Source organism: Spirillospora sp. NPDC052242 (genome assembly GCF_040679555.1).
Taxonomy (GTDB): Bacteria; Actinomycetota; Actinomycetes; order Streptosporangiales; family Streptosporangiaceae; genus Spirillospora.
The window spans coordinates 1-25,414 of the sequence record NZ_JBFAUZ010000062.1 but is presented as its reverse complement, the minus strand read 5'-3'; the positions used below and the strand labels follow the sequence as shown (position 1 = coordinate 25,414).

At 74.6% G+C, this 25,414-nt stretch carries 28 protein-coding genes; 13 read left to right on the top strand and 15 right to left on the bottom strand.

The window, feature by feature from the left end; all coding sequences use genetic code 11:
- Positions 1-28 precede the first annotated feature (28 nt).
- Positions 29-448, bottom strand: coding sequence for an acyl-CoA thioesterase (locus tag AB0L25_RS35960; protein WP_500177467.1), 420 nt, complete (start codon positions 446-448; stop codon positions 29-31).
- Positions 449-624: 176 nt separating this feature from the next.
- On the opposite strand from AB0L25_RS35960, the gene AB0L25_RS35955 reads away from it, so the two are divergent.
- Positions 625-2,010 carry an AI-2E family transporter gene (locus AB0L25_RS35955; protein WP_500177466.1) on the top strand — a complete coding sequence of 462 codons (1,386 nt, stop codon included), beginning with the start codon at positions 625-627 and terminating at the stop codon, positions 2,008-2,010.
- A gap of 6 nt (positions 2,011-2,016) precedes the next feature.
- On the opposite strand, the gene AB0L25_RS35950 is transcribed toward AB0L25_RS35955, so the two are convergent.
- Complete coding sequence (locus AB0L25_RS35950; RefSeq protein ID WP_500177465.1) at positions 2,017-3,048, bottom strand: alpha/beta hydrolase; 1,032 nt, start codon at positions 3,046-3,048, stop codon at positions 2,017-2,019.
- Positions 3,049-3,332: 284 nt separating this feature from the next.
- Between AB0L25_RS35950 and AB0L25_RS35945 the strand changes: the two genes are divergently transcribed.
- On the top strand, positions 3,333-4,658 hold the full coding sequence (locus AB0L25_RS35945) for a cytochrome P450 (RefSeq protein ID WP_500177511.1): 1,326 nt from the start codon (positions 3,333-3,335) through the stop codon (positions 4,656-4,658).
- A gap of 31 nt (positions 4,659-4,689) precedes the next feature.
- On the opposite strand, the gene AB0L25_RS35940 is transcribed toward AB0L25_RS35945, so the two are convergent.
- Positions 4,690-5,496 (bottom strand): alpha/beta fold hydrolase, encoded by an 807-nt coding sequence (locus tag AB0L25_RS35940; protein WP_500177463.1) that lies wholly within the window; start codon positions 5,494-5,496, stop codon positions 4,690-4,692.
- Positions 5,497-5,577: 81 nt separating this feature from the next.
- Between AB0L25_RS35940 and AB0L25_RS35935 the strand changes: the two genes are divergently transcribed.
- The gene (locus tag AB0L25_RS35935; RefSeq protein ID WP_500177461.1) at positions 5,578-6,540 is read left to right on the top strand and encodes a helix-turn-helix transcriptional regulator; all 963 of its coding nucleotides are present in this window, start codon (positions 5,578-5,580) and stop codon (positions 6,538-6,540) included.
- 30 nt (positions 6,541-6,570) lie between these two features.
- Here the strand turns inward: AB0L25_RS35935 and AB0L25_RS35930 are convergent, their stop codons facing one another.
- The 8 genes from AB0L25_RS35930 to AB0L25_RS35895 all read right to left on the bottom strand — a co-directional run bounded on the left by AB0L25_RS35930 (position 6,571) and on the right by AB0L25_RS35895 (position 12,971).
- On the bottom strand, positions 6,571-7,146 hold the full coding sequence (locus AB0L25_RS35930; protein ID WP_500177460.1) for a GNAT family N-acetyltransferase: 576 nt from the start codon (positions 7,144-7,146) through the stop codon (positions 6,571-6,573).
- 42 nt (positions 7,147-7,188) lie between these two features.
- The gene (locus AB0L25_RS35925; RefSeq protein WP_500177458.1) at positions 7,189-8,208 is read right to left on the bottom strand and encodes a YihY/virulence factor BrkB family protein; all 1,020 of its coding nucleotides are present in this window, start codon (positions 8,206-8,208) and stop codon (positions 7,189-7,191) included.
- 1 nt (position 8,209) lies between these two features.
- On the bottom strand, positions 8,210-8,689 hold the full coding sequence (locus tag AB0L25_RS35920; RefSeq protein ID WP_500177457.1) for a DUF3618 domain-containing protein: 480 nt from the start codon (positions 8,687-8,689) through the stop codon (positions 8,210-8,212).
- A complete protein-coding gene (locus AB0L25_RS35915) occupies positions 8,686-9,180 on the bottom strand; it encodes a phage holin family protein (RefSeq protein ID WP_500177456.1) in 495 nt (164 codons plus the stop codon). Before AB0L25_RS35915 ends, AB0L25_RS35920 begins: the two co-directional genes overlap by 4 nt.
- Before the next feature lie 104 nt (positions 9,181-9,284).
- Positions 9,285-10,070 carry an SDR family oxidoreductase gene (locus AB0L25_RS35910; RefSeq protein WP_500177455.1) on the bottom strand — a complete coding sequence of 262 codons (786 nt, stop codon included), beginning with the start codon at positions 10,068-10,070 and terminating at the stop codon, positions 9,285-9,287.
- A 60-nt stretch (positions 10,071-10,130) separates the two neighbouring features.
- A complete protein-coding gene (locus tag AB0L25_RS35905; protein WP_500177454.1) occupies positions 10,131-11,255 on the bottom strand; it encodes an AAA family ATPase in 1,125 nt (374 codons plus the stop codon).
- On the bottom strand, positions 11,239-12,027 hold the full coding sequence (locus tag AB0L25_RS35900) for an RNA ligase family protein (protein WP_500177452.1): 789 nt from the start codon (positions 12,025-12,027) through the stop codon (positions 11,239-11,241). Before AB0L25_RS35900 ends, AB0L25_RS35905 begins: the two co-directional genes overlap by 17 nt.
- Positions 12,028-12,086: 59 nt before the next feature.
- On the bottom strand, positions 12,087-12,971 hold the full coding sequence (locus tag AB0L25_RS35895) for a Vgb family protein (protein WP_500177450.1): 885 nt from the start codon (positions 12,969-12,971) through the stop codon (positions 12,087-12,089).
- A gap of 67 nt (positions 12,972-13,038) precedes the next feature.
- Here AB0L25_RS35895 and AB0L25_RS35890 point away from each other — a divergent pair, with 67 nt between their 5' ends.
- The gene (locus AB0L25_RS35890) at positions 13,039-13,662 is read left to right on the top strand and encodes a TetR/AcrR family transcriptional regulator (protein WP_500177449.1); all 624 of its coding nucleotides are present in this window, start codon (positions 13,039-13,041) and stop codon (positions 13,660-13,662) included.
- Between the two features lie 67 nt (positions 13,663-13,729).
- Here the strand turns inward: AB0L25_RS35890 and AB0L25_RS35885 are convergent, their stop codons facing one another.
- Positions 13,730-14,014: a hypothetical protein gene (locus AB0L25_RS35885; RefSeq protein ID WP_500177448.1), complete on the bottom strand. Its 285-nt coding sequence runs from the start codon at positions 14,012-14,014 to the stop codon at positions 13,730-13,732.
- A 128-nt stretch (positions 14,015-14,142) separates the two neighbouring features.
- Complete coding sequence (locus AB0L25_RS35880; protein WP_500177447.1) at positions 14,143-14,775, bottom strand: maleylpyruvate isomerase family mycothiol-dependent enzyme; 633 nt, start codon at positions 14,773-14,775, stop codon at positions 14,143-14,145.
- Positions 14,776-14,819: 44 nt separating this feature from the next.
- Here AB0L25_RS35880 and AB0L25_RS35875 point away from each other — a divergent pair, with 44 nt between their 5' ends.
- On the top strand, positions 14,820-15,440 hold the full coding sequence (locus AB0L25_RS35875; protein WP_500177446.1) for a TetR/AcrR family transcriptional regulator: 621 nt from the start codon (positions 14,820-14,822) through the stop codon (positions 15,438-15,440).
- A gap of 22 nt (positions 15,441-15,462) precedes the next feature.
- On the opposite strand, the gene AB0L25_RS35870 is transcribed toward AB0L25_RS35875, so the two are convergent.
- Complete coding sequence (locus AB0L25_RS35870; RefSeq protein ID WP_500177445.1) at positions 15,463-16,209, bottom strand: siderophore-interacting protein; 747 nt, start codon at positions 16,207-16,209, stop codon at positions 15,463-15,465.
- Between the two features lie 93 nt (positions 16,210-16,302).
- Here AB0L25_RS35870 and AB0L25_RS35865 point away from each other — a divergent pair, with 93 nt between their 5' ends.
- Positions 16,303-17,031, top strand: a complete 729-nt coding sequence (locus AB0L25_RS35865; protein ID WP_500177444.1) for a TetR/AcrR family transcriptional regulator — start codon at positions 16,303-16,305, stop codon at positions 17,029-17,031.
- Between the two features lie 101 nt (positions 17,032-17,132).
- The gene (locus AB0L25_RS35860) at positions 17,133-18,098 is read left to right on the top strand and encodes a hypothetical protein (protein WP_500177443.1); all 966 of its coding nucleotides are present in this window, start codon (positions 17,133-17,135) and stop codon (positions 18,096-18,098) included.
- Between the two features lie 42 nt (positions 18,099-18,140).
- Here AB0L25_RS35860 and AB0L25_RS35855 read toward each other — a convergent pair whose 3' ends face one another.
- Positions 18,141-19,235, bottom strand: a complete 1,095-nt coding sequence (locus AB0L25_RS35855; RefSeq protein WP_500177442.1) for a LacI family DNA-binding transcriptional regulator — start codon at positions 19,233-19,235, stop codon at positions 18,141-18,143.
- 135 nt (positions 19,236-19,370) lie between these two features.
- Between AB0L25_RS35855 and AB0L25_RS35850 the strand changes: the two genes are divergently transcribed.
- From AB0L25_RS35850 to AB0L25_RS35825, 6 genes are all read left to right on the top strand, one after another.
- On the top strand, positions 19,371-20,240 hold the full coding sequence (locus AB0L25_RS35850; protein WP_500177441.1) for an ABC transporter permease: 870 nt from the start codon (positions 19,371-19,373) through the stop codon (positions 20,238-20,240).
- A 125-nt stretch (positions 20,241-20,365) separates the two neighbouring features.
- Entirely contained in the window at positions 20,366-21,385 is a 1,020-nt protein-coding gene (locus AB0L25_RS35845; RefSeq protein WP_500177440.1) for an ABC transporter substrate-binding protein, read from the top strand.
- Between the two features lie 93 nt (positions 21,386-21,478).
- Entirely contained in the window at positions 21,479-22,288 is an 810-nt protein-coding gene (locus AB0L25_RS35840) for an ABC transporter ATP-binding protein (protein ID WP_500177439.1), read from the top strand.
- A gap of 125 nt (positions 22,289-22,413) precedes the next feature.
- Positions 22,414-23,565: a Gfo/Idh/MocA family protein gene (locus tag AB0L25_RS35835; RefSeq protein WP_500177438.1), complete on the top strand. Its 1,152-nt coding sequence runs from the start codon at positions 22,414-22,416 to the stop codon at positions 23,563-23,565.
- A gap of 44 nt (positions 23,566-23,609) precedes the next feature.
- Positions 23,610-24,725 carry a DUF993 family protein gene (locus tag AB0L25_RS35830; RefSeq protein ID WP_500177509.1) on the top strand — a complete coding sequence of 372 codons (1,116 nt, stop codon included), beginning with the start codon at positions 23,610-23,612 and terminating at the stop codon, positions 24,723-24,725.
- Positions 24,722-25,414, top strand: a 693-nt coding sequence (locus AB0L25_RS35825; RefSeq protein WP_500177436.1) for a sugar phosphate isomerase/epimerase family protein, incomplete at its 3' end; no start/stop codon positions are given. The genes AB0L25_RS35830 and AB0L25_RS35825, both read left to right, overlap by 4 nt.

The following is a 25,414-nucleotide window of genomic DNA, read 5'->3' as shown; positions in this document are numbered from 1 at the left end:
GGCCGGGAACCGCGGGACGGGACGGCCGTCACCCGCCGTTCACCGCGTGCAGCTCCTCCAGCACCGCCCTCACCTGCGAAGGCATCTCCCGCTTGCCCGTGCCCGCCGGGTCGATGAACACATGCCGCACCTCCCCGTCGGCGAGGAGCCGCTCGCCCACCCGGAACTCCGGACGCACCACCAGGCTCGTCACCCCCACATGCGCCACCGGCATCCGCACCTCCAGCAGCTCGTCGAACCGCGCGCCCTCACGGAACCGGATCCGCGCCTCCGCCACCACCAGGTCGTAGCCGTCGCGCACCATCGCGCCCGGGTCGCCGATCAGCTCCCGCCACATCTCCGTCAACGCCACGTCGTAGAAGAACAGGTAGTGCCCGTTGAACACCACGCCCTGCTGGTCGCACTCGCTGTACCGGACCCGCAGCCGGTGAGTGAAGATCTCGCCCATGGCGCCCATCCTCCCGCAAACCCCCCGCGCGCCCGGCCGAAGGCGGAGCCCGGCCGACGCCGCTGCTCGAGGGCGTCCCTCGGGGCGGTGGCGGCTGCTGAAGTCTCGGCAAAGGTTGCCTCCACGGAGGGTGCGGGCACGCGATCACGGCACCCTCCCGCGGTTAGCGTGCGGACATGCCCGACCCGCCCGGCGACCGGCCCGAGGACGCACCGGCCGGCGGCCCCGCAGGCGCGCCCGGCGTCCCCGGCGCACCCCGCACGCCCGGGCACGGCGCGGCGAACTCCGTCCCGGAAGGGTCCGGGGCGACGGTGGGGGTGCCCGAGGACACCGTTCCGCCCGCCGTTCCCCCGAACGGGTACGCGGACGGCGCAGGGGCCGGGGAACCGCGGCGGATGCCGCCGTGGCTGCCCAAGGCGTTCGTGCTCGCCGGGGCGATCACCCTGGCGTTCGTCGCCGGGCTGTGGATCGTCGAACGGCTCCGCGAGCTGCTGGTGCTGCTGCTCACCTCGCTGTTCCTGGCGTTCGCGATCGAACCCGCCGTCAACTGGCTCGCCCGGCGCGGCTGGCGGCGCGGCGCCGGCACCGGGCTGATGTTCCTCGTCATCGCGGCGTGCCTCGCCGGGTTCCTCGGTGGCATCGGGTCGCTGCTGGCCACCCAGACCAGCAACCTCATCGACGAGTTCCCCGGCTACGTCACCGGCGTCATCGACTGGATCAACGGCACCTTCGGCACCGAGCTGTCGCGCGAGACGCTGTTCCAGCGGCTGCCCACCGTCACCCAGCAGCTGTCGGGGCAGCTGTCGGCGCTCGCGGGCAACGTGTGGGTCATCGGCGCCACCGCCTTCGAAGTGGTCTTCAAGGCGTTCGCGGTGCTGCTGTTCACGTTCTACCTGTCGGCCGAGGGCCCGCAGTTCCGCCGCACCGTCTGCTCGGTGCTGCCGCCGCACCGGCAGCGGCAGGTCCTGACCGCCTGGGAGATCGCCGTCGAAAAGACCGGCGGCTACATCTACTCCCGCGCCCTGCTCGCCCTGGTCTCCGGCGTCGCGCACTACATCGCCATGGCCGGGCTCGGCGTCCCCTACGCCGCGACGCTCGCGCTGTGGGTGGGAGTGCTGTCGCAGTTCATCCCCGTCGTCGGCACCTACCTCGCCGGCGCGGTCCCGGTGCTGGTCGCGCTCACCGCGGCGCCCAGCACCGCGCTGTGGATGCTGCTGTTCATCGTCGGCTACCAGCAGCTCGAGAACTACCTGCTGCAGCCCCGCATCACCGCCAGCACCATGGCCATGCACCCCGCAGTCGCGTTCGGGCTCGTGCTGGCCGGCGCCGCCGTCGTCGGGCCCCTCGGGGTGCTGCTCGCGCTGCCGCTCGGCGCCAGCGTCCAGGCGTTCGCCGGCGCCTACATCCGCCGCTACGACATCGAGGAGCATCCCCTCACCGAACCGCCCGCCCGCCGCGGGATCAGGTTCCGCCGCCGCGGCCGCGGCGACCGTCCCGGCGAGGGGCCCGGCGAGGGGCCCGGCGGCGGATCCGGGGGAGGGGCCGGACCGCGGGACGGGTGAGGCCGGTCAGGCGCGCGCGGCGCCGATCGAGTTCATCAGCGCCGGCCACACGAACTTGCTCTCCCGCACCCACGCCGGCCAGTTGTGCCGCCCGTCGCCGTAGATGTGCGCGGTGTGGGGGATCTTCAGCTCGTCGAGGCGCTTCTTGAACTCCTTGTTGTTGGCGCCGATCACGATCTCGCTCAGCAGGCCGATGTCCCACGGCGCCACGTTCGGGTCGCCCGGGCCGGGCCGGCCCGTGGTCCCGGAGGAGAAGAACAGCCCGGTGCCGCGCAGCTTCGGCGCGAGGGTGTGCGGGTCGTGGGCCTTCCAATTCGCGTCGTCGGCCCACGGGATGCCCCAGATCGCGAACGGGTCCTGCCCGTTGCCGGCGTTGGTGAACATCAGCATCGCCGGGATGCCCGGCTGCCGCATCGACAGCACGCCGCTCAGCGACGCCACGTAGCTGAACATCCCCGGGTGGCGGGCCGCGTAGGACACCGCGCCCGCGCCGCCGGAGGAGTTGCCGATCGCGGCGCGCCGCGCGCCCCCGCGGTAGTTCCGCTCGATCAGCTGCCGCACCTCGGCGGTGTGGAACGTCTCCCACTTCGGCGTGCTGCCCTTGCCGTAGTTGTACCAGTCGGCGTACGAGCCGTCCTCGCCCTCCGGCATGACCACGATGACGTCGTAGGCGCGGGCCCACGCCTCGATGTCGGTGTTGCGGGTCCAGGAGGTGTAGTCGTCCTGCCCGCCGTGGAACGCGTACAGCACCGGCCAGGTGCGGGCGGCGCCGCGGGTCCAGTTCTCCGGCAGCAGCACGCGGGCCTTGACGCGCTTGCCCAGCGAGGGCGAGTCGATGGTGATGTCGACGTCGTTGCCGTCCAGGCCGGTCTCGGCGACGATCCGCGCGCCGGTGTCGGCGCGGACGGGCCCGTCGGCGGCCGCGGTGCCCGCGCCGGCCGCGCCGATCCCCACGACGAGGACCGCGACGAGGGCCCCGGACGTCGCCGGGCGGCTCCCGCGGGCCGGGCGTGACTGGCTGCGGACGGACGGCGTCATCGACTCACCTCGCGCAACGGGCGCCGCCCCCGGACGGGCCGCGCGGCTTCCGCCGAGTGTCCTCGCCCCCCGCTAAATGATCTACAAGGCGCCGTAATAAGAAAATCATGGAGCACTGTTGAGAAGTGAGTCATTCCCGGCGCCGGGAGTGTCGTGATAGTGCGCCGGAGCCACGTTCCCGGCCGGGGGCGCGTGGCATGGGTCACAGCCGCCCGCCCGCCCATTGACCGTAAGCAACCGATTACTCGAGCATGGGGGCCGGATCCGGCGAGGAGGACGCGGCGATGACCACCCGGCAGGACGGCGGGACGATCGGCGAGATCGACCCCCGCGACATCGACCTGAGCGACCTGCGCTTCTGGGGCCGCCCCCTGGACGAGCGCGCCGCCGCGTTCGCCGCGCTGCGCGCCCGCGGCGCCCCCTCGTTCTTCGCCGACCCGCCCGTCCCGTTCACCGGCCGCGGCGGCGGCTACTGGGCCCTGGTCTCGCACGCCGACGTCACCGAGGCGTCCCGCAACCCGCAGATCTTCTCCAGCGAGCCGAACGCCACCACCGTCATCGACTCGCCCGGCTTCCTCGACCGCTACGTCAACTCCATGATCAACATGGACGACCCGCGGCACGCCAAGATCCGCCGGGTGGTGTCGCGCGCGTTCAGCCCCCGGATGCTCGCCAAGACCGAGGACGACATCGCCGCCCGCGCCGCCCGGATCGTCGACGAGCTCATCGCCGCCCGCGCGTCCCGCCCCGCCGACGAACCCCTCGACTTCGTCGAGCACGCCGCCGTCCGCCTCCCCGTCGAGGTCATCTGCGACATGCTCGGCATCCCCGCGGACCTCTACCCCCGGGTCGTGCGGCTGACCAACATCGTGCTCGGCAACTCCGACCCCGAGTACACCGGCATCACCCCCGACATGGGACGGCTGCGCACCGGCCTCGGCCTCGCCAAGGTCGCCCTCGCCGGCCGCGACCTGCACCGCCTCGCCGCCCGGCTCGGCCGCGAGCGCGCCGCCGAACCCACCGGCGACCTCACCTCCGCCCTCGTCAACGCCAACATCGACGGGGAGAAGCTCACCGCCCGCGAGTTCGGCACCTTCTTCCTGCTGCTCGTCGTCGCCGGCAACGAGACCACCCGCACCGCCCTCGCGCACGGCCTGCAGCTGCTCACCGACAACCCCGGCCAGCGCGACCTGCTCCTGGACGACTTCGACGGCCGCATCGGCGGCGCCGTCGAGGAGATCGTCCGCTACTCCACGCCCGTCATCTGCTTCCGCCGCAACCTCACCCGCGACCACGTCATGAACGGCCACGCCTTCAGCGAGGGCGACAAGGTCATGCTGTTCTACAACTCCGCCAACCGCGACGAGACCGTCTTCACCGACCCCGACGTCTTCGACATCACCCGCTCCCCGAACCCCCACGTCGGCTTCGGGGGACCGGGACCCCACTTCTGCCTCGGCGCCAACCTCGCCCGCCGCGAGATCACCGTCATGTTCCGCGAGCTGTTCACCCGGCTCCCCGACCTGCGCGCCGCCGGGGAGCCCGACCGGCTGATGTCCAGCCTCATCAACGGCTACAAGCGGCTGCCCTGCACCTTCACCGCCCCCTGACCGCGCCCCCGAGCACGCCACCGCCCGCCGGTCACGCGCCCGCCTCCGCGCCCGCCGCGTCCGGGGCGTCCGCCGCGAGCAGCGCCGCCAGCTCCCGCGGCCGCGAGAACATCGGCCAGTGCCCCGTCGGCAGCGACCGGTGCGTCCAGCCCGGCCCCGCCATCATCGCGAACACCGGATGGCCGCCCTCCGCCATCGCCCGCACCGCCTCCAGCGGGATCGACGTCGCGATCAGCGTCCGCGGCGTCTCCGGCAGCGGATCGGGACGCTCCAGCGGCTGCGTCACCGTCCCGAACGGCTGCGGCGTGCCGCGCTCGCGCAACGCCGCCAGATGCTCCTCCGTCAGCCCCGCCAGATCACCCGCGTCCTCCCCGGAACCCTCGCCCGGCGCGAACGGCGGCACCGGCAGCAGCCACCCCCCGCCGTCCTCGGCCGCCCGCCGCTCCAGCTCCGCACGCGCCTCCGGCTCGTGGAAGTCGATGTTCGCCATCCCCGACGGCATCGGCCCGGTGTCGACGTAGACGATCCGCGCGACCCGCTCGGGGATCCGGTCCGCCGCGCCCGTCACCGCCATCGCCCCGCCGCTGTGCGCCACCAGCACCACCCGCTCCTCGGCGCCGCGCCGCGCCGCGTCCTTCACCGCGCCCTCGACCGCCGCGACGACGTCGGCGACGTGGGTGTCCACGTTCACCTCCGGCGTCGCCTCGCCCGCCCGCTCCGCCAGGCCCGTCGGCGTCACCGGCACCGCCTCGTGACCCGCCGCGCGCAGCTCCGCCGCGACCTCGTCCCACGCCCACCCGCCCAGCCAGAACCCCGGCACCAGCACGAACGTCGCCATATCCGTTTTCCTCCCTCATCGGTACGGCACCAGGCTACGGTGAATACCGGACAGACCCCGCCCGGATATCGTGAGTGTCCCGTGTCACATCCCGAACACCCGACGACCCGCCTGCTGGCCATGCTCGAGCTGCTGCAGGCCCACCACCGCCTCGGCGGCCGCGACCTCGCCCGCCGCCTCGGCGTGGACGAGCGCACCGTCCGCCGCTACGCGGCCCGGCTCGGCGAACTCGGCGTCCCCGTCACCGCCGAACGCGGCCGCCACGGCGGCTACCGGCTCATGCCCGGATACAAGCTGCCGCCGCTGATGCTCACCGACGACGAGGCCGCCGCCGTCGTCCTCGGCCTGCTCGCCGGACGCCGCCTCGGGCTGCCCGGCCACGCCACCGAGAGCGCCCTCGCCAAAGTGCAGCGCGTCCTGCCCGCCGCGCTGCGCGACCACGTCCAGGCCCTCCGCGACACCCTCGGGTTCACCTTCGCCGCCCGCGACGCCGCCGCCCCCGACACCGGCGCCGTCCTCACCCTCGCCGGCGCCGCCCGGCGGCGGCACCGCGTCCGCCTGCGCTACCGGTCCTGGCGCGGCGACGAAACCGAACGCGACCTCGACCCCTACGGGCTGGTGTTCCACTCCGGACGCTGGTACGTCACCGGGCACGACCACCGCAGCGGCCAGACCCGCACCTTCCGCGTCGACCGCGTCGCGTCCGCCGAACCGCGCCCCGAACGGTTCGAACCGCCCGGCGACGTCGACCCCGTCGCGCACGTCACCCGCTCCCTGGCCGCCGTCCCCTACGCCCACGAGATCGAAGTGCTGCTGGAGACGACCCTCGCCGAGGCGCGCCGCTTCTTCCCGCCGTCGGTCGCCGAACTCACCGGCCGCGACGGCGCCGTCGTCCTCACCGCCCGCGCCGAACGCCTCGACGGCGCCGCGCGGATGCTCGCCGGGCTCGGCGCGCCGTTCGTCGTCCGCCGCCCCGACGCGCTGCGCGACCACGTCCGCGACCTCGCCCGCCGCCTGGACGAGCAGGCCCGCCGCCACCCGTGACCCCCGCGCCCGCCCGGCGCGGGGGAGAGGTCAGCCGTCGGTGAGGGGAGCGCGGCGCTCCCACTCCTCCCGCAGCATCGCGTACACGACCTCGTCGGTCCACTCGCCCTTGACCATCTCGTTCTGCACCAGACGCGCCTCGCGCCGCATCCCCAGCCGCTCCAGCACCCGCGCCGACGCGACGTTGCGGCCGTCCAGCCGCCCCACCACCCGGTGCAGGTCCAGCCCCTCGAACCCCAGCCGCAGCACCACCTCGGCCGCCTCCGTCGCGAACCCCCGCCCGTGGAACGCCGGGTTGAAGATGTAGCCGATCTCGCCCTGCCGGTGCTCCCGGCTGCGCCACTGCAGGTTGACCTCGCCCATCAGGTCGCCCGTCTCCCGCAGCACCACCGCCAGCACCAGCCAGTCGCCCTCCCGCTCGACGGTGGCCGCCGTCATCTTCTCCTTCAGGAACGACCTGGACTCCTCCAGGTTCCGCGGCTCCCAGTACAGGAAGCGCGCCACCTCGGGCAGCGACTGGTACGCGTACAGCCCTTCCAGATCGTCCTCGCGGAAGGGACGCAGGGTGAGTCGCTCGGTCTCGATGGGGAAAGCGGGACGCAGCACGCGAAGATCCTATTCAGGGGGTTAGGGGTTAGGCGACCCGTTTCACACCGACGAGTCAGGACGGTCCGGGCCCCGGTCGTGCCCGCCGCCCGCCTCCCGGCGCCCCACGCCGGTCGCGCGGCGGTCCTCCTCGTCGAACGCGCGCGTGTCGCGGAACTCCACGTAGGGCTCCTCACCGGCGGACGCCCCGGCCTGGATGGCGCGGCCCCGCTCCAGCTCGGCGTTCAGCTCCGCGCCCAGCAGGATCGCCAGGTTGCTGATCCACAGCCACACCAGGAACACGATCACGCCGGCGAGGCTGCCGTAGGTCTTGTTGTAGTTGGAGAAACCCGCCACGTACAGGGCGAACAGGCCCGACGCCGCCAGCCACACCAGCACCGCCACGACACCGCCCGGCGTCACCCACCGGAACCTGCGCCGCACGTTCGGCGCCGCCCAGTACAGCATCGAGAACAGCAGGCTGATCACCACCAGCAGCACCGGCCACTTGGCGATCTGCCACGCCGTCACCGCCGCCGACCCCAGCCCCAGCATGTCCCCGACCTCGCGCGCCAGCGGCCCCGACACCACCACCGCGACCGCCGACGCCGCCAGCACCACCAGCGTCAGCACCGTGATCCCGATCCGCAGCGGCACCATCTTCCAGAACGGGCGGCCCTCCGGCACGTCGTACACGACGTTGGACGCCCGCATGAACGCCCCGACGTACCCCGACGCCGACCACACCGCGGCCGCCAGGCCCACGAGCGCGATGATGCCCGCGCCCCCGGAGCCCTGCAGCTGCCGGATCGCGCTGATCAGCAGGTCCTTCACCGCGCCGGGCGCCATCCCGCCCAGCTCGGAGATCAGGTCGTCGGTGGTCGACCGGCCCGCCAGCCCGACCAGCGACACCACCACCAGCAGCCCGGGGAAGATCGACAGCACCGCGTAGTAGGTGAGGGCCGCCGCGTAATCCTGCAGGTTGTCGTCCTTGAACTCGCCGATCGTCCGCTTGAACGCCCCGCGCCAGCCCGACGCGGGCATGTCGGTGAGCCCGCCGGGACGGCCACGCTTACCCGGCATCTCAGCGGCGCGTCCAGACCAGCGGCGTCCGCGACCGGGTCCGCCGCGCACCGGTGAGACGCGCCACGGGCGTCCACTTCGTCCGGCCCGCGCCCGTCCGCCGCACCTTGATCGGGGCCCGCTGCATCCGCCGCGTCCGCACCCGCACCGCGGGCGCCCGGCGCCGCCGCAGCCACACCGTCAGCAGCGCCGCCGCGGCCCCCGCCGCGCCCGCCGCCGCGCCGCCCTGCCGCGCCCGCGCCGCGCCCCGCGGCGACGTCGCGGCCGCGCGCGCCGACGACGCCCGCGACGACGCCGCCTGCCGCGCCGACCCCACCGCGTCCATGGCGCGGGTCCGGGCCTGGTCGACGCGCTCGCGCGCCATCGCCTTCACATCGGCCTTGGCCGCCAGCGCCTCCACGGTCTCGCCGAGGTCGTGCCGGGCCCGGTCGACCTCCTGCCGCAACTCCTCGGTACCGGCCCCGGCGCCGTGCCTGCTCATCGGTGCGCCCTCTCCTTCAGTTCCGCGACGGTCTGCCGCGCCTCCTCCGCCGCCCGCTCGGGCATGGCGGGCGTCGCCCGCCGGGTCTGGCCGCGCCCCATCAGCGCGAGCACCCCGGCGACCAGCAGCAGCGCGCCGCCCACGATCAGCGCCGCCGCCCACACCGGCAGCACCAGCGCGATCGCCGCGATCGCCGCCGCCAGCAGCGCCCCGACCCCGTACAGCGCGACCAGGCCCGCGCCGCCGAACAGCCCGGCGCCCGTCCCGGCGTGCTTGCCCTTGTCCTTCAGTTCGGCGACGGCCAGGCGCAGCTCCGCGCGCATCAGGTCCGAGACCTGCTGGGTCGCCTGCCGGACGAGCTCGCCGGTGCCCGGCTCGTGCCGCCCGGTCTCCACCCGCCCGGTCGCGCGCCCGGCCGCCTGCCCGTCCCCGTGAACGGTGGCGCCGGCCGCGCCGCCTCTGCCGTCCTGCGCCGGCCGCATGATCGTCATCGCTTCCGGCTCCCTCCCGCGTCAGTGGTTACGAAGCGCGGTAGAGGCGTTCCCCCTGCGCCGGACCTAAACGCGCAACCCCAGCGGCCGTCGGCGGGACGGGCTCAGCCGCGGCCCACGAACGACGGCATCGCCGTCGCCATCACCGTCATGAACTGCACGTTCGCCTCCGGCGGCAGCCCCGCCATGTACAGGACGGCCTCCGCGACGTGCCCGGCGTCCATCACCGGCTCCGCCCGCACCGACCCGTCCGCCTGCAGCGCGCCGGCCGCGAACCCGCCCGTCATCTCCGTCGCCGCGTTGCCCACGTCGATCTGCCCGCACGCGATCCCGTACGGCCGCCCCTCCAGCGACAGCGACTTGGTCAGCCCCGTCACCGCGTGCTTGCTCGCGGTGTAGGCCACCGACCGGGGCCGCGGCGTGTGCGCCGCCAGCGACCCGTTGTTGACGATGCGCCCGCCCCGCGGGTCCTGCTCCTTCATCATCCGGAACGCCGCCCGAGCGCACAGGAACGCGCCCGTCAGGTTGGTGTCGACGACGCGGCGCCACTCGTCGAGACCGAAGTCCTCGACCGGCGCGGGCTCCCCGAACACCCCGGCGTTGTTGAACAGCAGGTCCAGCCGCCCCCACCGGTCGGCGACCGCCCCGAACAGCGCCTCGACCGACGCCGGGTCGGCGACGTCGGCGGCGACGGCCAGCGCCCGGCCGCCGGCGTCCCGCGACCGCCGCGCCGTCTCCTCCAGCCGGGCCGCGCGCCGTCCCGCCAGCGCGACGCGCCATCCCGCGTCCAGCAGCGCCGCCGCGACCGCCGCGCCGATTCCCGAACCGGCCCCGGTCACCAGCGCGACCCGCCCGTCCCGTCCGTTCCCGTCACCCGCGGCATCGTTCACTGCACGACCATCCCGTCCGCCACGGCCGCCTGTCAAAGCGACCTCCGGGCCGGTCGCGGATCAGGCCGTGCTCAGCCAGTCGACGCGGTGGCCCTCGGTCGGGTCGGGCGTCTCCCACCGGCGGACGAGCCGGTCGATCACCGCGTCCGGGACGGGCGCGGCGCGGCCCCGGTTGCGGCCCCGCAGCACCTCCGGCGGCGCCTCCAGCGCCACCACCTCGACCCGCCCCCGGTACCCGGCGACCAGGCCCGTGCACAGCTCGCGCTGCTGCCGCGACACGTTCGTGGCGTTCCACACGAACGACCGCCCGGCCCGCAGGTGCCCGCGCGCCAGCTCGTGCGCGGCCGCCGCCACCGCCCGCTGGTCCCCGGCGGGCGACACGCCCATCTCCGTGCGCAGCCGGTCCAGGCTCACCACCGGCACGTCCGGGCGGTTCGCCGCGATCCAGGTGTCCTTGCCGGCGCCGGGCAGCCCCGACAGGATCGTCGCGGTCAGCCGCGTGTCGTCGTAAGCGGCGTAGCCGGGGTCGCGGTCCGGCTTGCGGAAGTACCAGAACCGGGCGTGGTCGGACGGGAACGCGCGCGGCCCGTCCAGGCAGTCCTGCTCGGCGCAGTACTCCCCGTACAGGCCGACGTTGTCGAGCAGCTCCTCGGTGTCGGGGCAGATCCGGCCGAGGATGTCGGCCGACGCCAGCAGCACCAGGTCGTCGTTGCGGGCCAGCAGGCTCACCCGGAACGCGATCCGCTGCAGGTCCGGCCGCTCCAGCGCCCAGAACGGCACCTGGTGGTGCCGGATCAGCGCGGCCACGTGCTCGCGCCACGCGACCGGCGCGCCCATCTCCCACAGGATCCGCCGCACCATCAGGTCGCCGCGCCGCGAATGCCCGCGCGCGGTGATGCGCCCGTCGTCCTCGGTGCGGGTGCAGTACGGCTTCGCCACGTCGTGCATCAGGACCGTCGCGAACAGCCGCACCCGCTCGTCCGCCGGGCGCGCCCGCCACCCCGGCAGCTCCGCCAGCGCCTCGCACGCCATCCGCGTGTGCACCTCGACGTCGCCCTCACCGTGGTAGACGGCGTCCTGCGGCACGCCCGCCATGTCGCGCACCCACGCGAACGCGTCCCGGATCTCCGGCCACGGCACCTCCCAGTTCGGCGGCGCCGGGCACAGCTCAGCGAACACCCGCATACAGCACCCCCGGGTCGGCGAGTCCGTTGGCGACGATCGGACGCTCCCGCCAGTGCGTCCCCGAGTCCAGGATGGCCGTCAGGAAGCTAGCCCGGACCCACTTGAACCGGTCGACGGTCCGGCCGTCCTCCTCCACCTTCAGGTAGAGGCCCTCCATCTCCTCGGCGCCGTCGGTCTCCTTCTCCACCTGGGCGGGATCGGCGCCGCCCGCCTCCGCCGCCGCGCGCAGTGCGTCCCGCCAGCGCGGCGTCCGGCACTTGGACGGCCCGACGAGCGCCGTCAGCTCCGCCAGGTCGCCGACGGGCCCCTCGTGCAGGACCGGGACCTGCACCACCGGCGTCCCCGCCAGCAGCTCCCGGCGCCGCGCCGTCGACAGGAACGTCCCGTCGGCGGTGTCGAGGACGTCGAACTCGCAGAAGTAGTGGGGGAGCGCGTCGTAGAAGACGGTGTGCTTGGCGTACAGCCACTCGCCGTACATGACGTACCGGTCGCGCAGCCGCTCCCACAGCACGTGCTGGACCGACGCCGCCCACGCCTTCAGCGGCCCGAACTGCCGTTCCCGGGGGCCGCCGGTCAGGTAGTGCCCGCGGCTCTGCAGCCGCAGCTCCCCGCCGGCGGTGAAGCTGACGCCGGCGTTGGCGCCGTCCAGCTTCTCCTCCACCACCAGGAAACGCCCGGCGACCTCCCGGAACGGCGCCGCCGCCAGGTCGTGGTCGCCCGGCTGCAGCCGGGATCCCTCGATATGCCGGGTGCGGGGGTACTTGCGGAGCATGCGGACCGTTCTAACGAACGGCGCCCCGCGTGCCAACCGGTTTTCCCCCGGACGGCCGGTCAGCCGGGGTGGACGCGGGCGAGCGCGCCGGTTTCCAGCGCCACCCACAGGGCCCCGTCGGGCCCGGCGGCGATGCCGTGCGGTTCGCAGCCCGGCGTCGGCAGCGGGTGCTCCTCGACGGCGCCGTCCACGGTCACGCGGCCCACGTGCGCGGTGCCCCACTCGGTGAACCACAGGGCGCCGTCCGGGCCCGGCGTGATCGCGTGCGGGCGCGCCGCCGGGTCGGGCAGCGCGAACTCGGTGACCCGGCCGTCCGTGGTGATCCGCCCGATCCGGCCCGCGCCGATCTCGGTGAACCACAGCGCCCCGTCGGGGCCCGCGGCGATCCCGACGGGCGCGGCGCCCGCGTGCGGCAGCGGGTGGACGGTCACGTCGCCGGCGGGCGTCGCGCGGCCGATCGCGTCGCCCTGGTTGAGGGTGAACCACAGCGCCCCGTCCGGCCCGGCGGCGATCATCGACGGCATGCCGCCCGGGACGGGCACGGGCACGCGCGTGATCGCGCCGTCCGCGTCGATCCGGCCGAGCTCGCCGGTGTGCATGAGGGTGAACCACAGGGCGCCGTCCGGGCCCGCCGCGATCCCGCAGGGGCCGCCGCCGGGCACCGGACGGCGGTCGACCCGGCCGTCGGCGTCGACGCGGCCGATGCGGTTCCCCTGGAACTCGGTGAACCACAGCGCCCCGTCGGGGCCCGCGGTGATGATCATCGGGTCGCCGTCGAAGGGTTCGGCGGGATACAGGACGGCCCGCTCGCCCGGCGTCACGCGGCCGATCCGGCCGGCGTGCACGAGCGTGAACCACAGGGCGCCGTCCGGGCCCGCGGTGATCGCGTACGGGCCCTCGCCGGGGCCCGACACCTTCAGTTCCTCGATCGTGACGTGCGGCATCTGTCCTCCGGTCGCCGGGCGTGCGACGAGAAGACTAACGCAACTTTTGTTGTGTTAGATTCGCGGCATGAACGCGCGGGAGCCACGGGACGCCGCCGGGCCCGGACGCGTCCGGCCGGGCGGCCGGACGGCCCGCGTCCGCGACGCCGTCCGCGGCGCGACCCTCGCCGAACTCGCCGAGCACGGCTACCGGGGCCTGACGGTCGAGGGCGTCGCCGCCCGCTCCGGAGTCCACAAGACGACCGTCTACCGGCGCTGGGGCGACGCCGACGGGCTCGTCGCCGACGCCCTCGAGATCGCCTCCACCGAACCCTGGCCGATCCCCGACACCGGCACCCTGGACGGCGACCTGCGCGCCCTCGCCCGGCTCGTCCGCGACGGGTTCGCCGACCCGCGGGAGGGCCCGGTCTCCCGCGCGTTCGTGCTGGCCGCCGGGCAGAGCGACGCCGCCGCGCACGCCCTGCACCGGTTCTTCGCGCGCCGCCACGAGCAGTCCGCGGTCGTCGTCGAGCGGGCCGTCGCGCGCGGCGACGTCCCGCCCGGGACGGACGCCGCCGAGGTCGTCCGGATCGCGGTGGCGCCCCTGTACTACCGGCTGTTCGTCACCGGCGAGCCGCCGGACGAGGCGGCCGCCGACCGCGCCGCCGCGGCGGCCTGCGCGGCCGCCCGCGCCGGCGCGCTCGTTCCCTGACCGCGCCCCGCCCGGCGTGCGTTCAGCCGGCGTGCGTTCAGCCGGCGTGCGTTCAGCCGACGTGCGTTCAGCCGACGTGCATGGGCTCGCGGATCTCCCCGGCCTCGTACGCCGACTCCTCGTGCCGGCCCCGGGAGCCCCACTGCTCCTCCATGCGCATCGCGCAGCCCAGCGCGAAGAAGGTCGGCGCCCACTGCCCGACGAAGATGCCCCAGCGGTCCGCCCGCTCCATGCCCGCCGACTCGATCTGCAGCGACCCGGCCCACGCGGCCACCGACAGGCCGATCGAGGCGAACCCCATCGCGTACAGGGCGTTCGACGACAGGCCCATCTTCTGCAGCTGCTTCACCATGATGCTCCGCTCCCTGTGCTCTCTCCGGGTGTTCCGACGGCTCACTTCCCCCTCGGCCCGCGGGTAAGGCAATGCGCGGGCCAAGACACCCCCGGGAGAGCGCAGGGGGAGCGGGAGGGAGCGGGACGTCAGGCGGCCCGGCCCGCGTCCCGCAGGGTGAACCGCTCGCGGGCGTCGCCGCCCAGCCGTCCGGGCGGCAGCGCGCGGCCGTAGGCGACGAGCAGCAGGTCCTGGGCGGAGCCCGTCAGCGGAGTCCCGCTCCCGAACGACCAGTCGAGGTCGTCGGCGCGCAGCTCCACGCCGCCGAGGTCGGCCCCGAAGAACTTCGCCGTCCTGGGCGTGACGTTCTCCAGCAGCGGACGCACGCGCTCGTGCGGCACCCGGCGGTCCAGCCCCAGCGCGACGCTGACGTCCAGCCCGTGGACGACGTCGTGGCCGAGCGCCGCGGTGATCCCGCCGACGGGCGGCTTCCACGGGTGGCGCGCGTTGTCCCGCAGCGCGGCGGCCATCTCGGCGGGCGTCATCGCCGCCGCGTCCCGGCGGGCGAGGCGGTCGGTCATCCGGTGCAGCCCCCGCGCCCTGACCAGCTCGGTCGCCACTTTGGCGAACGAGTACCGGAACCCCATGGACATGTGGGCGGCGACCTCCCGCACCCGCCACCCGCCGCACAGGCTCGGCGCGTCCCAGCTCGCCGCGGGCAGCGCCTCCAGCATCGCCGCCAGCTCCCGCCGCTCCGCCGCGATCTCGTCCCTGATGTCCATCGCACCCTCCCTCTCGATAATCAGATTACTGTAATAATGAGATTATGAGGCTGACGAGGGCGCAGACCAAGGAGCGCAACCGGCGCGCGCTGCTGGACGCCGCCCGCGAGGCGGTGTCGCGGGACGGCCACCGCGCCAGGCTCGAGGACATCGCGCGGCGCGCGGACCTGACCACCGGCGCGGTCTACTCGCTGTTCGGCAGCAAGAACGCCCTGTTCGTCGAGCTGGTCGCCGACGAGCTCGCCCCGTACTACGCCGGGTTCGACGCCGCCGTCCCCGGCGACCTCGACCTCGCCGGGGCCGTCGACGCGTTCGCGCGCCACTACCGCCGGACCTGTGAGGCCCCCGACGCGGTGCGGCAGCTGTCGTTCCAGCTCAGCCTGCAGGACATGGCGCTGCGCGACCCCGACCTGCACGCGCGGTTGGCCGCGTCCGTCCGGGCCCACGAGGAGCGGCTCGCCGCGCTGTTCACCGGCCGCCTGCACGGCCCGCCGCCCGCCGCGGTCACCCCGGCGCAGGCCGGGAGGCTGGCCACCGCCCTGCGCGCGCTGCTCGTCGGCCTGAGCCAGGGCGTGACGTTCGGGCTGGCGCCCGACGCGACCGAGGAGTTCTTCGCCGACGCCGCCCGCGCCTTGGCCGCGCCCGCCGTCCTCGGCCCGCCCTGACGCGCGGACCCCGTCCCCGGGGTCAGTGCAGGCCGCGCTTGCCCGGGGCCCAGAACGGCTTGACCTTGATCGACCGGCGGTCCCAGCCGCGCTCGCGGACCAGGTGGTCGCGGACCAGCTGGCAGGTGCGGGCCTCGCCGGCGACGTAGGCGGCGCCGTCGGCGCCGGGCAGGTCCAGGTCCGCGACCGCCGCCGCCAGCGTCGGCGACGACGCGGCCGGTGCGCCGTGCCGGTGGACGCGCCGCAGCCGGTGCGGGCCCGGCAGCGGCATGTCGTGGTCGGGCGACTCGCTCTCCAGCACCCCGAACACCCGCGCCGACGCGTCCAGCGCCCGCAGCATCGGCCCGAACGCCGCGCTCGCCGTCTCCTCCCCGACGAACACGTAGAACGGCGCCGGACGGGTGGACAGCGAGCCCTGCGGCCACCACAGCGGCACCCGGTCGCCCGGCGCGGCCGTGCGCGCCCACCGCAGGCCGATGCCGTCCCCGTCGTACAGGTGCGCGCGCAGCTCCACGGCGCCCGCGTCCCGGTCGAGGTCCCAGATCGTGTACGTGCGCAGCGTCTCTCCCGGGCGCAGCAGCCCCTGCACCGACCGCGGGTCCATCAGCTCGACCCGGACGTGCTGCCCGGGCGTGTACGGGAAGGCGATCGGCTCGTCGGCCACCAGCCGGATCCGCCGCATCGTCGGCGTCACGTCCCCGGTCTCGGCGACCGTCGCCTCCAGCCGGTACTTCGCGAACACCCCCGCCAGCGGGTTGCGCGTCTTCACGGCCCATCTCCTCCTTAGAGGCTCTAAAACTTCTAGAGGCCCTAAGGAAACATAGGGGCGCTAGGGTGTCAAGGTCGCCGAGAAAGGACGTTCATGGCCGCACAGCACTCCACCCGGCGCGCCAGGCTCCGGGAGGCCACGCTCGCCGAGATCCGGGAGGCCGCTCGCCGCCTGCTGACCACCCGCGGGCCCGCCGCCGTGACGATCAACGCCGTCGCCCGCGAGGTCGGCATGAGCGGCCCCGCCCTGTACCACTACTTCTCCTCGCACGACGAGCTCGTCGCGGCCGTCACCGCCGACTTCTTCCGCGAGCTGACCGCCGTCATGGAGAACGCCCGCGACGCCCGCGCGGACGCCGCGACCGGCGAACGCCTCCTGGCCACCTGCCGCGCCATGCGCGGCTGGGCGGTCGCCCACCCGGCCGAGTTCGGATGGATCTTCGCCGCCGCCGTCCCCTCCGCCCAGTCCGCGCGGCTGCACCCCGACACCCCCCGCAACCGGGCCGCCGACGACTTCGGGATGGTCTTCCTCGGGCAGCTCGAGGACCTGTGGGCCGCCGCGCCCTTCCCCGTCCCCGCGCCGGACGAACTGGACCCGTCCGTCCGCGCGCAGCTGGCCGCCTACGCCGAGGCCCGGGGCCACCGCCTGCCCCCCGAGGCCCTGCACGTCGCCATGACCTGCTGGATCCGGCTGTGGGGCCTGCTGTGCATGGAGGTCCTCAACCAGCTGGACTTCATCTACTCCGACGTCGCCCCGATCTACGAGGCGACCCTCCGCGACCTCGCCGGCATGCTCGGCCTGGAGTACACCCCGCCCGCCTGAACACGCGGGCACCGGCCCGGCGACCCGCACGCACCGGGCATCGCGCACCGAAACGCCGCGCACCCGGGGTAAGCGCCGCCGGTCCGGGTAGCCCCCGGGCCGTGACCACAGTGACCAGAGGCTTCCTGCGCGGCGCCGCGGCCGGCGCCGCCGGCACCACCGCGCTCAACGCGACCACCCACGCCGACATGGCCGTGCGAGGCCGGCCCCCGAGCCGCACCCCGGACGCCGTCGCCGCCGAGCTCGCCGACCGCACCGGCACGCCCGTCCCGGGCGACGACCGCGAACGCGGCGACCGGCTCGAGGCCGCCGGCGCCCTCGGCGGCACCCTCGCCGGCCTCGCCGTGGGCGGCCTGGCCGGAGCCCTGCGCGCAACCGGGGTCCGGCTCCCCTCCGTGATCGGCGGGCCGCTGCTGGGCGCCGCCGCGATGGCCGCCGCCGACCTGCCCGCGGCGCGCCTGGCGATCACCGACCCGCGGCGCTGGAGCCGCGCGGACTGGGCCGCCGACGCGATCCCGCACCTGGCCTACGGCATGACGACCCACGCCACCCTCGCCGCGACGTTCCGCGCCGACGAACGCGACCGCCGCCCCGGCGACCCCGAGCCCGCGCGGCGCCCGTCCCTGCTGCGCGCCGCCGCCCTCGGCGCCGCCACGGGCTGCCGCAGCACCGCGGGACTCACCGCGCTCGCCCTGCGGGCCCACCGCGGCGACCCCGGCCCCGCGCGGCTGCTCGCCCGTCCCGGCGTCCGCGCCGCGCACGTCCTCATGGCCGCCGGCGAGGTCGGCCTCGACAAGCACCCCGCCGTTCCCGACCGCGGCGCGCCGCAGGGCATGATCCCCCGCGTGCTGCTCGCCGCCGCCGCGTCCGGCGCCGCCGCCCGGCGCGACCGCACCGAGTACGGGCCGCCCGCCCTCGTCGCCGCCGCGGCCGCCGCCGGGACCGCCGCCGCGGGCACCCGGCTGCGCACCCTGGCGGCGCGGCGGTTCGGCTCCGACCTGCCCGGCGCCCTCACCGAGGACGCGGCCGCCGCCCTCCTCGCCTGGCTCGGCACCTGCCGCCGGTGACCTGCCGCCGCTGACCGGGGCGAGGCCGACCGGGCGACGGGCTCAGCGGCCGGCCGCGCGGGGCGGGGCCGTGCTGGCGCGCAGGACGACCTCGCCCGCGATCCGCTCGATGCGGCTGCGGCGGCCCGCGGGCTCGCGCAGCGCCAGGCCCATCACCCGCTCGCCCATCTCCCCGAGCGGCAGCGCCACGGTCGTCAGCGGCGGCGTCAGGTCCCCGACGATCGGGATGTCGTCGAACCCGGCCAGCGACACGTCCTCCGGCACCCGCACCCCGCGGTCCCGGAACGCCGTCAGCGCCCCGACCGCCATCACGTCCGTCACCGCGAACACGCACGTCGGACGCTCGCCGCGCGCCAGCAGCTCCGCCGCCGCCGCGTAACCGCCGTCCCGGGTGAACGCGGCCTCGACGATCCGCTCGTCCGGCAGCGGCACCCCCGCGTCGGCCAGCGCCTCCGCGAACCCGGCGAGCCGGTCCGACACCGTCGTCAGCGCGCGCGGCCCGGTCAGCACCGCGAACTCCCGGTGCCCCAGGTCGAGCAGCGCGCGGCCGAGCTCGTAGGCGCCCTCCCGGTTCTGCGGCAGCACCGCGTCGACCTTCAGGCTCCGATGCCGGCTCAGCACCGCGACCCGCCCGCCCGTCCGCTGGTAGGGCTCCAGCTCCGCGCCCAGCGAACGCTCCCACTCGCGGTCCTCGAACCCCGAGCCGATCAGCAGGATCGCGCGGGCCCGCTGAGCGCGCAGCATCGCCACGTACTCGACCTCGCGGGCCGGATCGCGGAACGTGCTGGCCAGCATCACCAGCATCCCGTGCTCGGCGGCCGTGGTCATCACGCCCCGGGCCACCGCGGCGAAATAGGGGTCGCTGACGTCGTGGCAGATCACCCCGACGGACGTGCTGGACGCGCTGGCCAGCGCCTGCGCGTGCGCGTTCGGCGTGTACCGCAGCGACGCCGCCGAGGCCAGCACCCGCTCCCGCAGATCCGTCCGGACCTGCGAGGTCCCGTTCAGCACCCGGGACGCGGTGGCGAGCGAGACCCCGGCCTCCCGCGCGACGTCCTGCAGGGTCACGTACGCGCGATCCGGCGCACGGTCGGACGCACGGTCGCCGGTGCGGGACTCCTCGGCCGCCTCCGTCATCACCGCCCCCTCGCTCCAGCCGACTTCGCGGCGGATCTTCGGCCGACCCTCTTGACCGCGTGGTCGATGGTTCTTACCGTACACCAGAAAGCGCTTTCTGAATGCGCTTTCTGAACAACCGCCCCGGAGGAACCCATGGTGAGTCAGGGCACGACGAGCGCGACCCCGGCGACGGACGCGCCGGGCGTCGTCGAACGCGACCGGCCCGGCGCGGGGGAGCGCTTCGCCGCCGTCGCCGAGCAGACCTGGCGGCCGCTCGCGCTGCTGGTGGCGTGCTTCGCCGCCTGGTGGGCGGTCAGCTCGTTCAAGCTGGTCGCCGAGTACCTGGTGCCCTCGCCCGGCGCCACGTTCGAGGTGCTGGCCGACAAGTGGGGTTACATCTGGCAGCACACCTGGGTCACCACCTACGAGACGCTGCTCGGCTTCGCGATCGCCGTCGCCGTCGGCGTCCTCGCCGCGGTGATCATGGTGTACTCGACGACGGTCGAGCGCACGCTCTACCCGATCCTGCTGTTCGCCCAGGTCATCCCCAAGATCGCGATCGCGCCGCTGTTCGTGGTGTGGATGGGCTTCGGCATCGGCCCGAAGATCGTCGTCGCGGTGCTGATCGCGTTCTTCCCGGTCGTGATCTCCATGGTCGCCGGGCTGAAGTCGGTGGACCCGGAGATGCTGCAGCTGTCGGCCACGATGGGCGCCGGCCCGATGGCCACCTTCCTGAAGATCCGGCTGCCCGCCTCCCTCCCGCACCTGTTCTCCGGCCTCAAGGTCGCGGTCACCCTCGCCGTCACCGGCGCCGTCGTCGGCGAGTTCGTCGGCGCCAACGAGGGACTCGGCTACGTGATCCTGCAGGCCAACGGCAACCTCGACACCCCCATGCTGTTCGCCGGGCTGCTGGTCATGTCCGCCATCGGCGTCGCGCTGTTCGTGGTCGTCGAGGTCGCCGAGCGGCTCCTGCTGCCCTGGCACGCCAGCCGCCGCGACGGCGCCGTCACCACCACCTACTGACCGCCCCCCGCCCGCGCGGCACGGTCCCTGGACCGTTCCGGCGCCGACCACCTCGGCACCACCCCTCGGCACCACCCCCAGGCAAGGGCCGACACCACCCCACCCCGAACACGGAGGGCCGTCCCATGAGACTCCGCACCATCGCCGCAACCCTGCTCGCCCCGCTCGTCGCGCTCACCGGCGCCGCCTGCGGCGGGGACTCCGACCAGGTCACCAGCGCCTCCGGCAAGAAGCTGACCAAGGTGACCCTGACGCTCAACTGGTACCCCTACGGCGAGCACGCGCCGTTCTACTACGGCAAGCAGAAGGGCATCTTCGAAAAGCACGGCATCGCCCTGGAGATCACGGCCGGGCAGGGCTCGCAGAAGACCGTGCAGGCCACCGGTGCCGGGCAGACCGACTTCGGCTGGGCCGACACCCCCGCGCTGCTCGCGGCCGTCGACAAGGGCGTCCCGGTCAAGAGCCTCGGCGTCTACCTGCAGACCACGCCCGCGTCCGTGCAGTCCTTCGCGTCCGCCGGGATCGAGAAGCCCGCCGACCTCAAGGGCAAGACGATCGCCGGCACCGCCGGGGACGCGCTGTCGCGCACCTTCCCGGTGTTCCTGGAGAAGAACGGCATCGACCCCGCCGAGGTCAACGTCCAGAACACCGACCCGGCCGGGAAGATGGCCGCGGTGATGTCGGAGACCGTCGACGGGCTGATGGGCTTCGCCAACGACCAGGGCCCGACGATCCACGAGAAGTCCGGCAAGCCGATGTCCTACCTGCGGTACGCCGACTTCGGGCTGAACTTCTTCTCCAACGGCCTCATGGTCGGCGAGCGCAAGCTCCAGGGCGAGAAGGAACTGGTCGAGAAGATGGTCGCGGCCACGAGCGAGTCCTGGACGGCCGCGTCGTCCGACCCCGCCGGCGCCGTCGCCAGCATGGCCGGCGCGTCGCAGCAGCTGCCGTCCGACAAGGTGCTGACCGAGCAGTTCAAGTCCACCCTCGAGCTGCTGCACACCCCGGCGACCGAGGGCAAGGCGCCCGGCGTCAACGCCGAGGCCGACTGGCGGCAGACGATCAGCACCTTCCAGCAGGCCGGCGTCATCGAGGAGGCCAAGGACCCGGCCGAGTACTGGCAGGCGCCGTCCGGCCAGGGATGACCCGGACCGACCACATCCACACCGGCAGGACGCGATGAACCCGCCCAAGACACCGCGAACCAGTACGAGTCGACGGGACGAGCGATGAGGACCATGAGCCAGAAAGCGACCGAATCCGGCACGGCCGGGACCGAGCCCGCCGTCCGGCTGGACGACGTGGCCGTGCGGTTCCGCAGCCGCAAGCGCGACGTCACCGCGCTGCGCGACATCGCGCTGGACGTCCCGATGGGGGAGTTCGTCGCCATCGTCGGGCCGTCCGGGTGCGGCAAGTCCACGATGCTGAAGCTGGTGGCGGGGCTGCTGCAGCCGTCGTCGGGCACCGTCCGGCTGCGCGGCGACCGCGTCGGCGGCCCCCGCCACGACATCGGCTACGTGTTCCAGCGGGCCGCGCTGCTGGAGTGGCGCAGCGCCCGCCGCAACATCCTGCTGCAGGCCGAGATGCGGCGCATGCCCGCCGACCAGGCCCGCCGCCGCGCCGACGAGCTCATCGAGATGACCGGGCTGAAGGGGTTCGAGGACGCGCTCCCGCACGAGCTGTCGGGCGGCATGCAGCAGCGCGTCGCGCTGTGCCGCGCGCTGCTGCACGAACCGCCCGTCCTGCTGATGGACGAGCCGTTCGGCGCGCTCGACGCGCTCACCCGCGAGCAGCTCAACATCGAGATGAACCGGATCTGGCGGGAGACCGGCACCACCGTCCTGCTGGTCACGCACTCCATCGCCGAGGCCGCCTACCTGGCGAACCGCGTCGTGGTGATGACCGACCGGCCCGGGACGATCGCCGAGATCATCGACGTCGACCTGCCCGCCGAGCGCGCGTACGCCGCGACGATGGAGCGCCCCGAGTTCGCCCGCGTGACCAACCGGGTCCGCGGCCTGCTGGGCGCCGGCGCCGCCGCCGACTGACCCGCACGACCGACCCGGACGATCGCACGGACGGCGGGAACGGGAGCCCGCGCGCGGCACCGGCACCGGGACTCCGCGCGGGATCCCGCCCGCCGCGACCGACACGACAACCGAAAGGCACAGGAATGGAACGCAGGTCCATCGGCATCGTCATGAACGGCGTGACCGGCCGGATGGGGTACCGCCAGCACCTCCTCCGCTCGATCCTCGGGATCAGGGAGCGGGGCGGGCTGCGGCTGGCCGACGGCACCGTGCTGTGGCCGGAGCCGGTGCTGGTGGGACGCAGCGAGGTCAAGCTGCGCGAGCTCGCCGAGCGGCACGGCCTCACCGAGTGGACGACCGACCTGGCCGAGGCGCTCGCCCGGCCCGGCACCGAGATCTACTTCGACGCGCAGGTCACCAGCGCGCGCGTCGACGCGATCCGCGCGGCCGTCGCGGCCGGCAAGCACGTCTACACCGAGAAGCCGACCGCCGAGGGCCTGGAGGACGCCCTGGCGCTGGCGCGCCTGGCCGAGGAGGCGGGCGTCAAGCACGGCGTCGTCCAGGACAAGCTGTTCCTGCCGGGCCTGCTGAAGCTGAAGCGGCTGGTCGACGGCGGGTTCTTCGGCCGGATCCTGTCGGTGCGCGGCGAGTTCGGGTACTGGGTGTTCGAGGGCGACTGGCAGGAGGCGCAGCGGCCCAGCTGGAACTACCGGGACGAGGACGGCGGCGGCATCATCCTCGACATGTTCTGCCACTGGCGGTACGTGCTGGAGGGGATCATCGCGCCGCTGCGGTCGGTGCAGGTGCTCGGCGCCACCCACATCCCCGAGCGGTTCGACGAGGACGGCAAGCCCTACCAGGCGACCGCCGACGACGCCGCCTACGGCATCTTCGAGCTGGACGGCGGGATCATCGCGCAGATCAACTCCTCGTGGACGACGCGGGTGTTCCGCGACGAGCTCGTGGAGTTCCAGGTGGACGGCACGGAGGGCTCGGCGGTCGCGGGCCTGCGCCGCTGCCGCGTCCAGCACCGCTCCATGACCCCGAAGCCGGTGTGGAACCCCGACCTGCCCGCCACCGAGGACTTCCGCTCGCAGTGGCAGGAGGTCCCCGACAACATCGAGTTCGACAACGGGTTCAAGACGCAGTGGGAGATGTTCCTGCGGCACGTCGCCGAGGACGCCCCGTTCCCGTGGGACTTCTACGCCGGGGCGCGCGGCGTCCAGCTCGCCGAGCTGGGGCTGCGGGCCTGGCGGGAGGGCCGCCGCCTCGAGGTCCCGGAGCTGTCCCGGTGAAGCTCGACCTTCCGCGCCCGGACGGGACGGTCGTCCCGTACACGATGGGGGAGCCGCGCGCGTTCGCGGCGTCCGCCGAGCCGTTCGCGTCGCGCGTCGCCTACGCCGCCGCGCACGTGGTCGCCGACCCGTTCGGCGGCGGCGCGCCCGGCGGGACCCTCGACTGGGACGCCACCCTGGCGTTCCGCCGCCACCTGTGGGCGCACGGCCTCGGCGTGGCCGAGGCGATGGACACCGCGCAGCGCGGCATGGGCCTGGACTGGGCGGTCACCCGCGAGCTGATCGCCCGCAGCGGCCGGGAGGCCCGCGCCGCCGGGGGCCGCATCGTCTGCGGCGCGGGCACCGACCAGCTCCCGCCCGGCCCGGCCCCGCTCGACGCGATCGCCGCCGCCTACGAGGAGCAGCTCGCGGTCGTCGAGGACGCCGGCGCCGTCCCCGTCCTGATGGCCAGCCGCCAGCTCGCCGCGTCGGCCCGCACCCCCGACGACTACGCGGCGGTGTACGGGCGGCTGCTGCCGCAGCTGCGGCGCCCGGCCGTGCTGCACTGGCTGGGCCCGATGTTCGACCCGGCGCTGGACGGCTACTGGGGTTCGGCGGACCTGGACGCCGCGGCGTCCGCGCTGCTCGACCTGATCGGCGCGCACGCGTCCCGGGTCGACGGCGTCAAGATCTCGCTGCTGGACGCCGGCCGCGAGATCGACTTCCGGCGGCGGCTGCCGGACGGCGTGCGGCTGTACACCGGGGACGACTTCAACTACCCGGAGCTGATCCGCGGCGACGAGGCCGGGCACAGCGACGCGCTGCTCGGCATCTTCGACCCGATCGCGCCCGCCGCCGCGGCGGCGCTGCGCGCGCTGGACGCCGGTGACGCCGGCGCCTACGACGCGGCGTTCGCGCCGACGCTCCCGCTCGCCCGGCACCTGTTCGAGACCCCGACCTTCTACTACAAGACCGGGGTGGTGTTCCTGGCCTGGCTGGCCGGCCACCAGCGGCACTTCCGCATGGTCGGGGGCCTGGAGTCGGCGCGTTCCGTCCCGCACCTGGTGCGGCTGTTCGAGCTGGCCGACGCCGCCGGGCTCTTCCCCGACCCGGACCTGGCGGCGGAGCGGATGCGCGCCTGGCTGACCGTGCAGGGGATCGACCAGGGAGCGGCCGCGTGAGATTCAGCCTGAACCAGTGGACGACGCGGCACTGGCCGCTGCCCGACCTCGCCGCCGGATGCGCGGCCGCCGGGGTCACCGGCGTCGGCCTGTGGCGCGAACCCGTCGCCGAGTACGGCGCGGCGCGGACGGCGAAGCTCGTGCGCGACCACGGCCTGACCGTCACGTCCCTGTGCCGGGGCGGGTTCTTTCAGGAGCCGGACGCCGTGGCGGTCAACCGGCGCGCCATCGAGGAGGCCGCCGAGCTGGGGGCGCCCGCCCTCTGCCTGGTCAGCGGCGGGCTGCCGGAGGGCTCCCGCGACCTGGACGGCGCCCTCGCCCGCGTCGCGGACGTCCTCGCCGAGCTGGCCCCGTACGCGGGGGAACACGGGGTGCGGCTCGCGATCGAGCCGCTGCACCCGATGTTCTGCTCGGACCGCTGCGTCGTCACGACCCTCGCGCAGGCCCTCGACCTGGCCGCCCCGCACCCGTCCGACCAGGTCGGCGTCATGATCGACACCTACCACCTGTGGTGGGACCCGGCGGTCTGGGACGGCATCGCCCGCGCGGGCGCGCAGGACCGGATCGCGCTGTTCCAGGTCGCGGACTGGATCACCCCGCTGCCCGAGGGCGTGCTGACCGGGCGCGGCATGCTCGGCGACGGGTGCATCGACCTGCGGCGGTTCCGCGCCGCCGTCGACGCCGCCGGC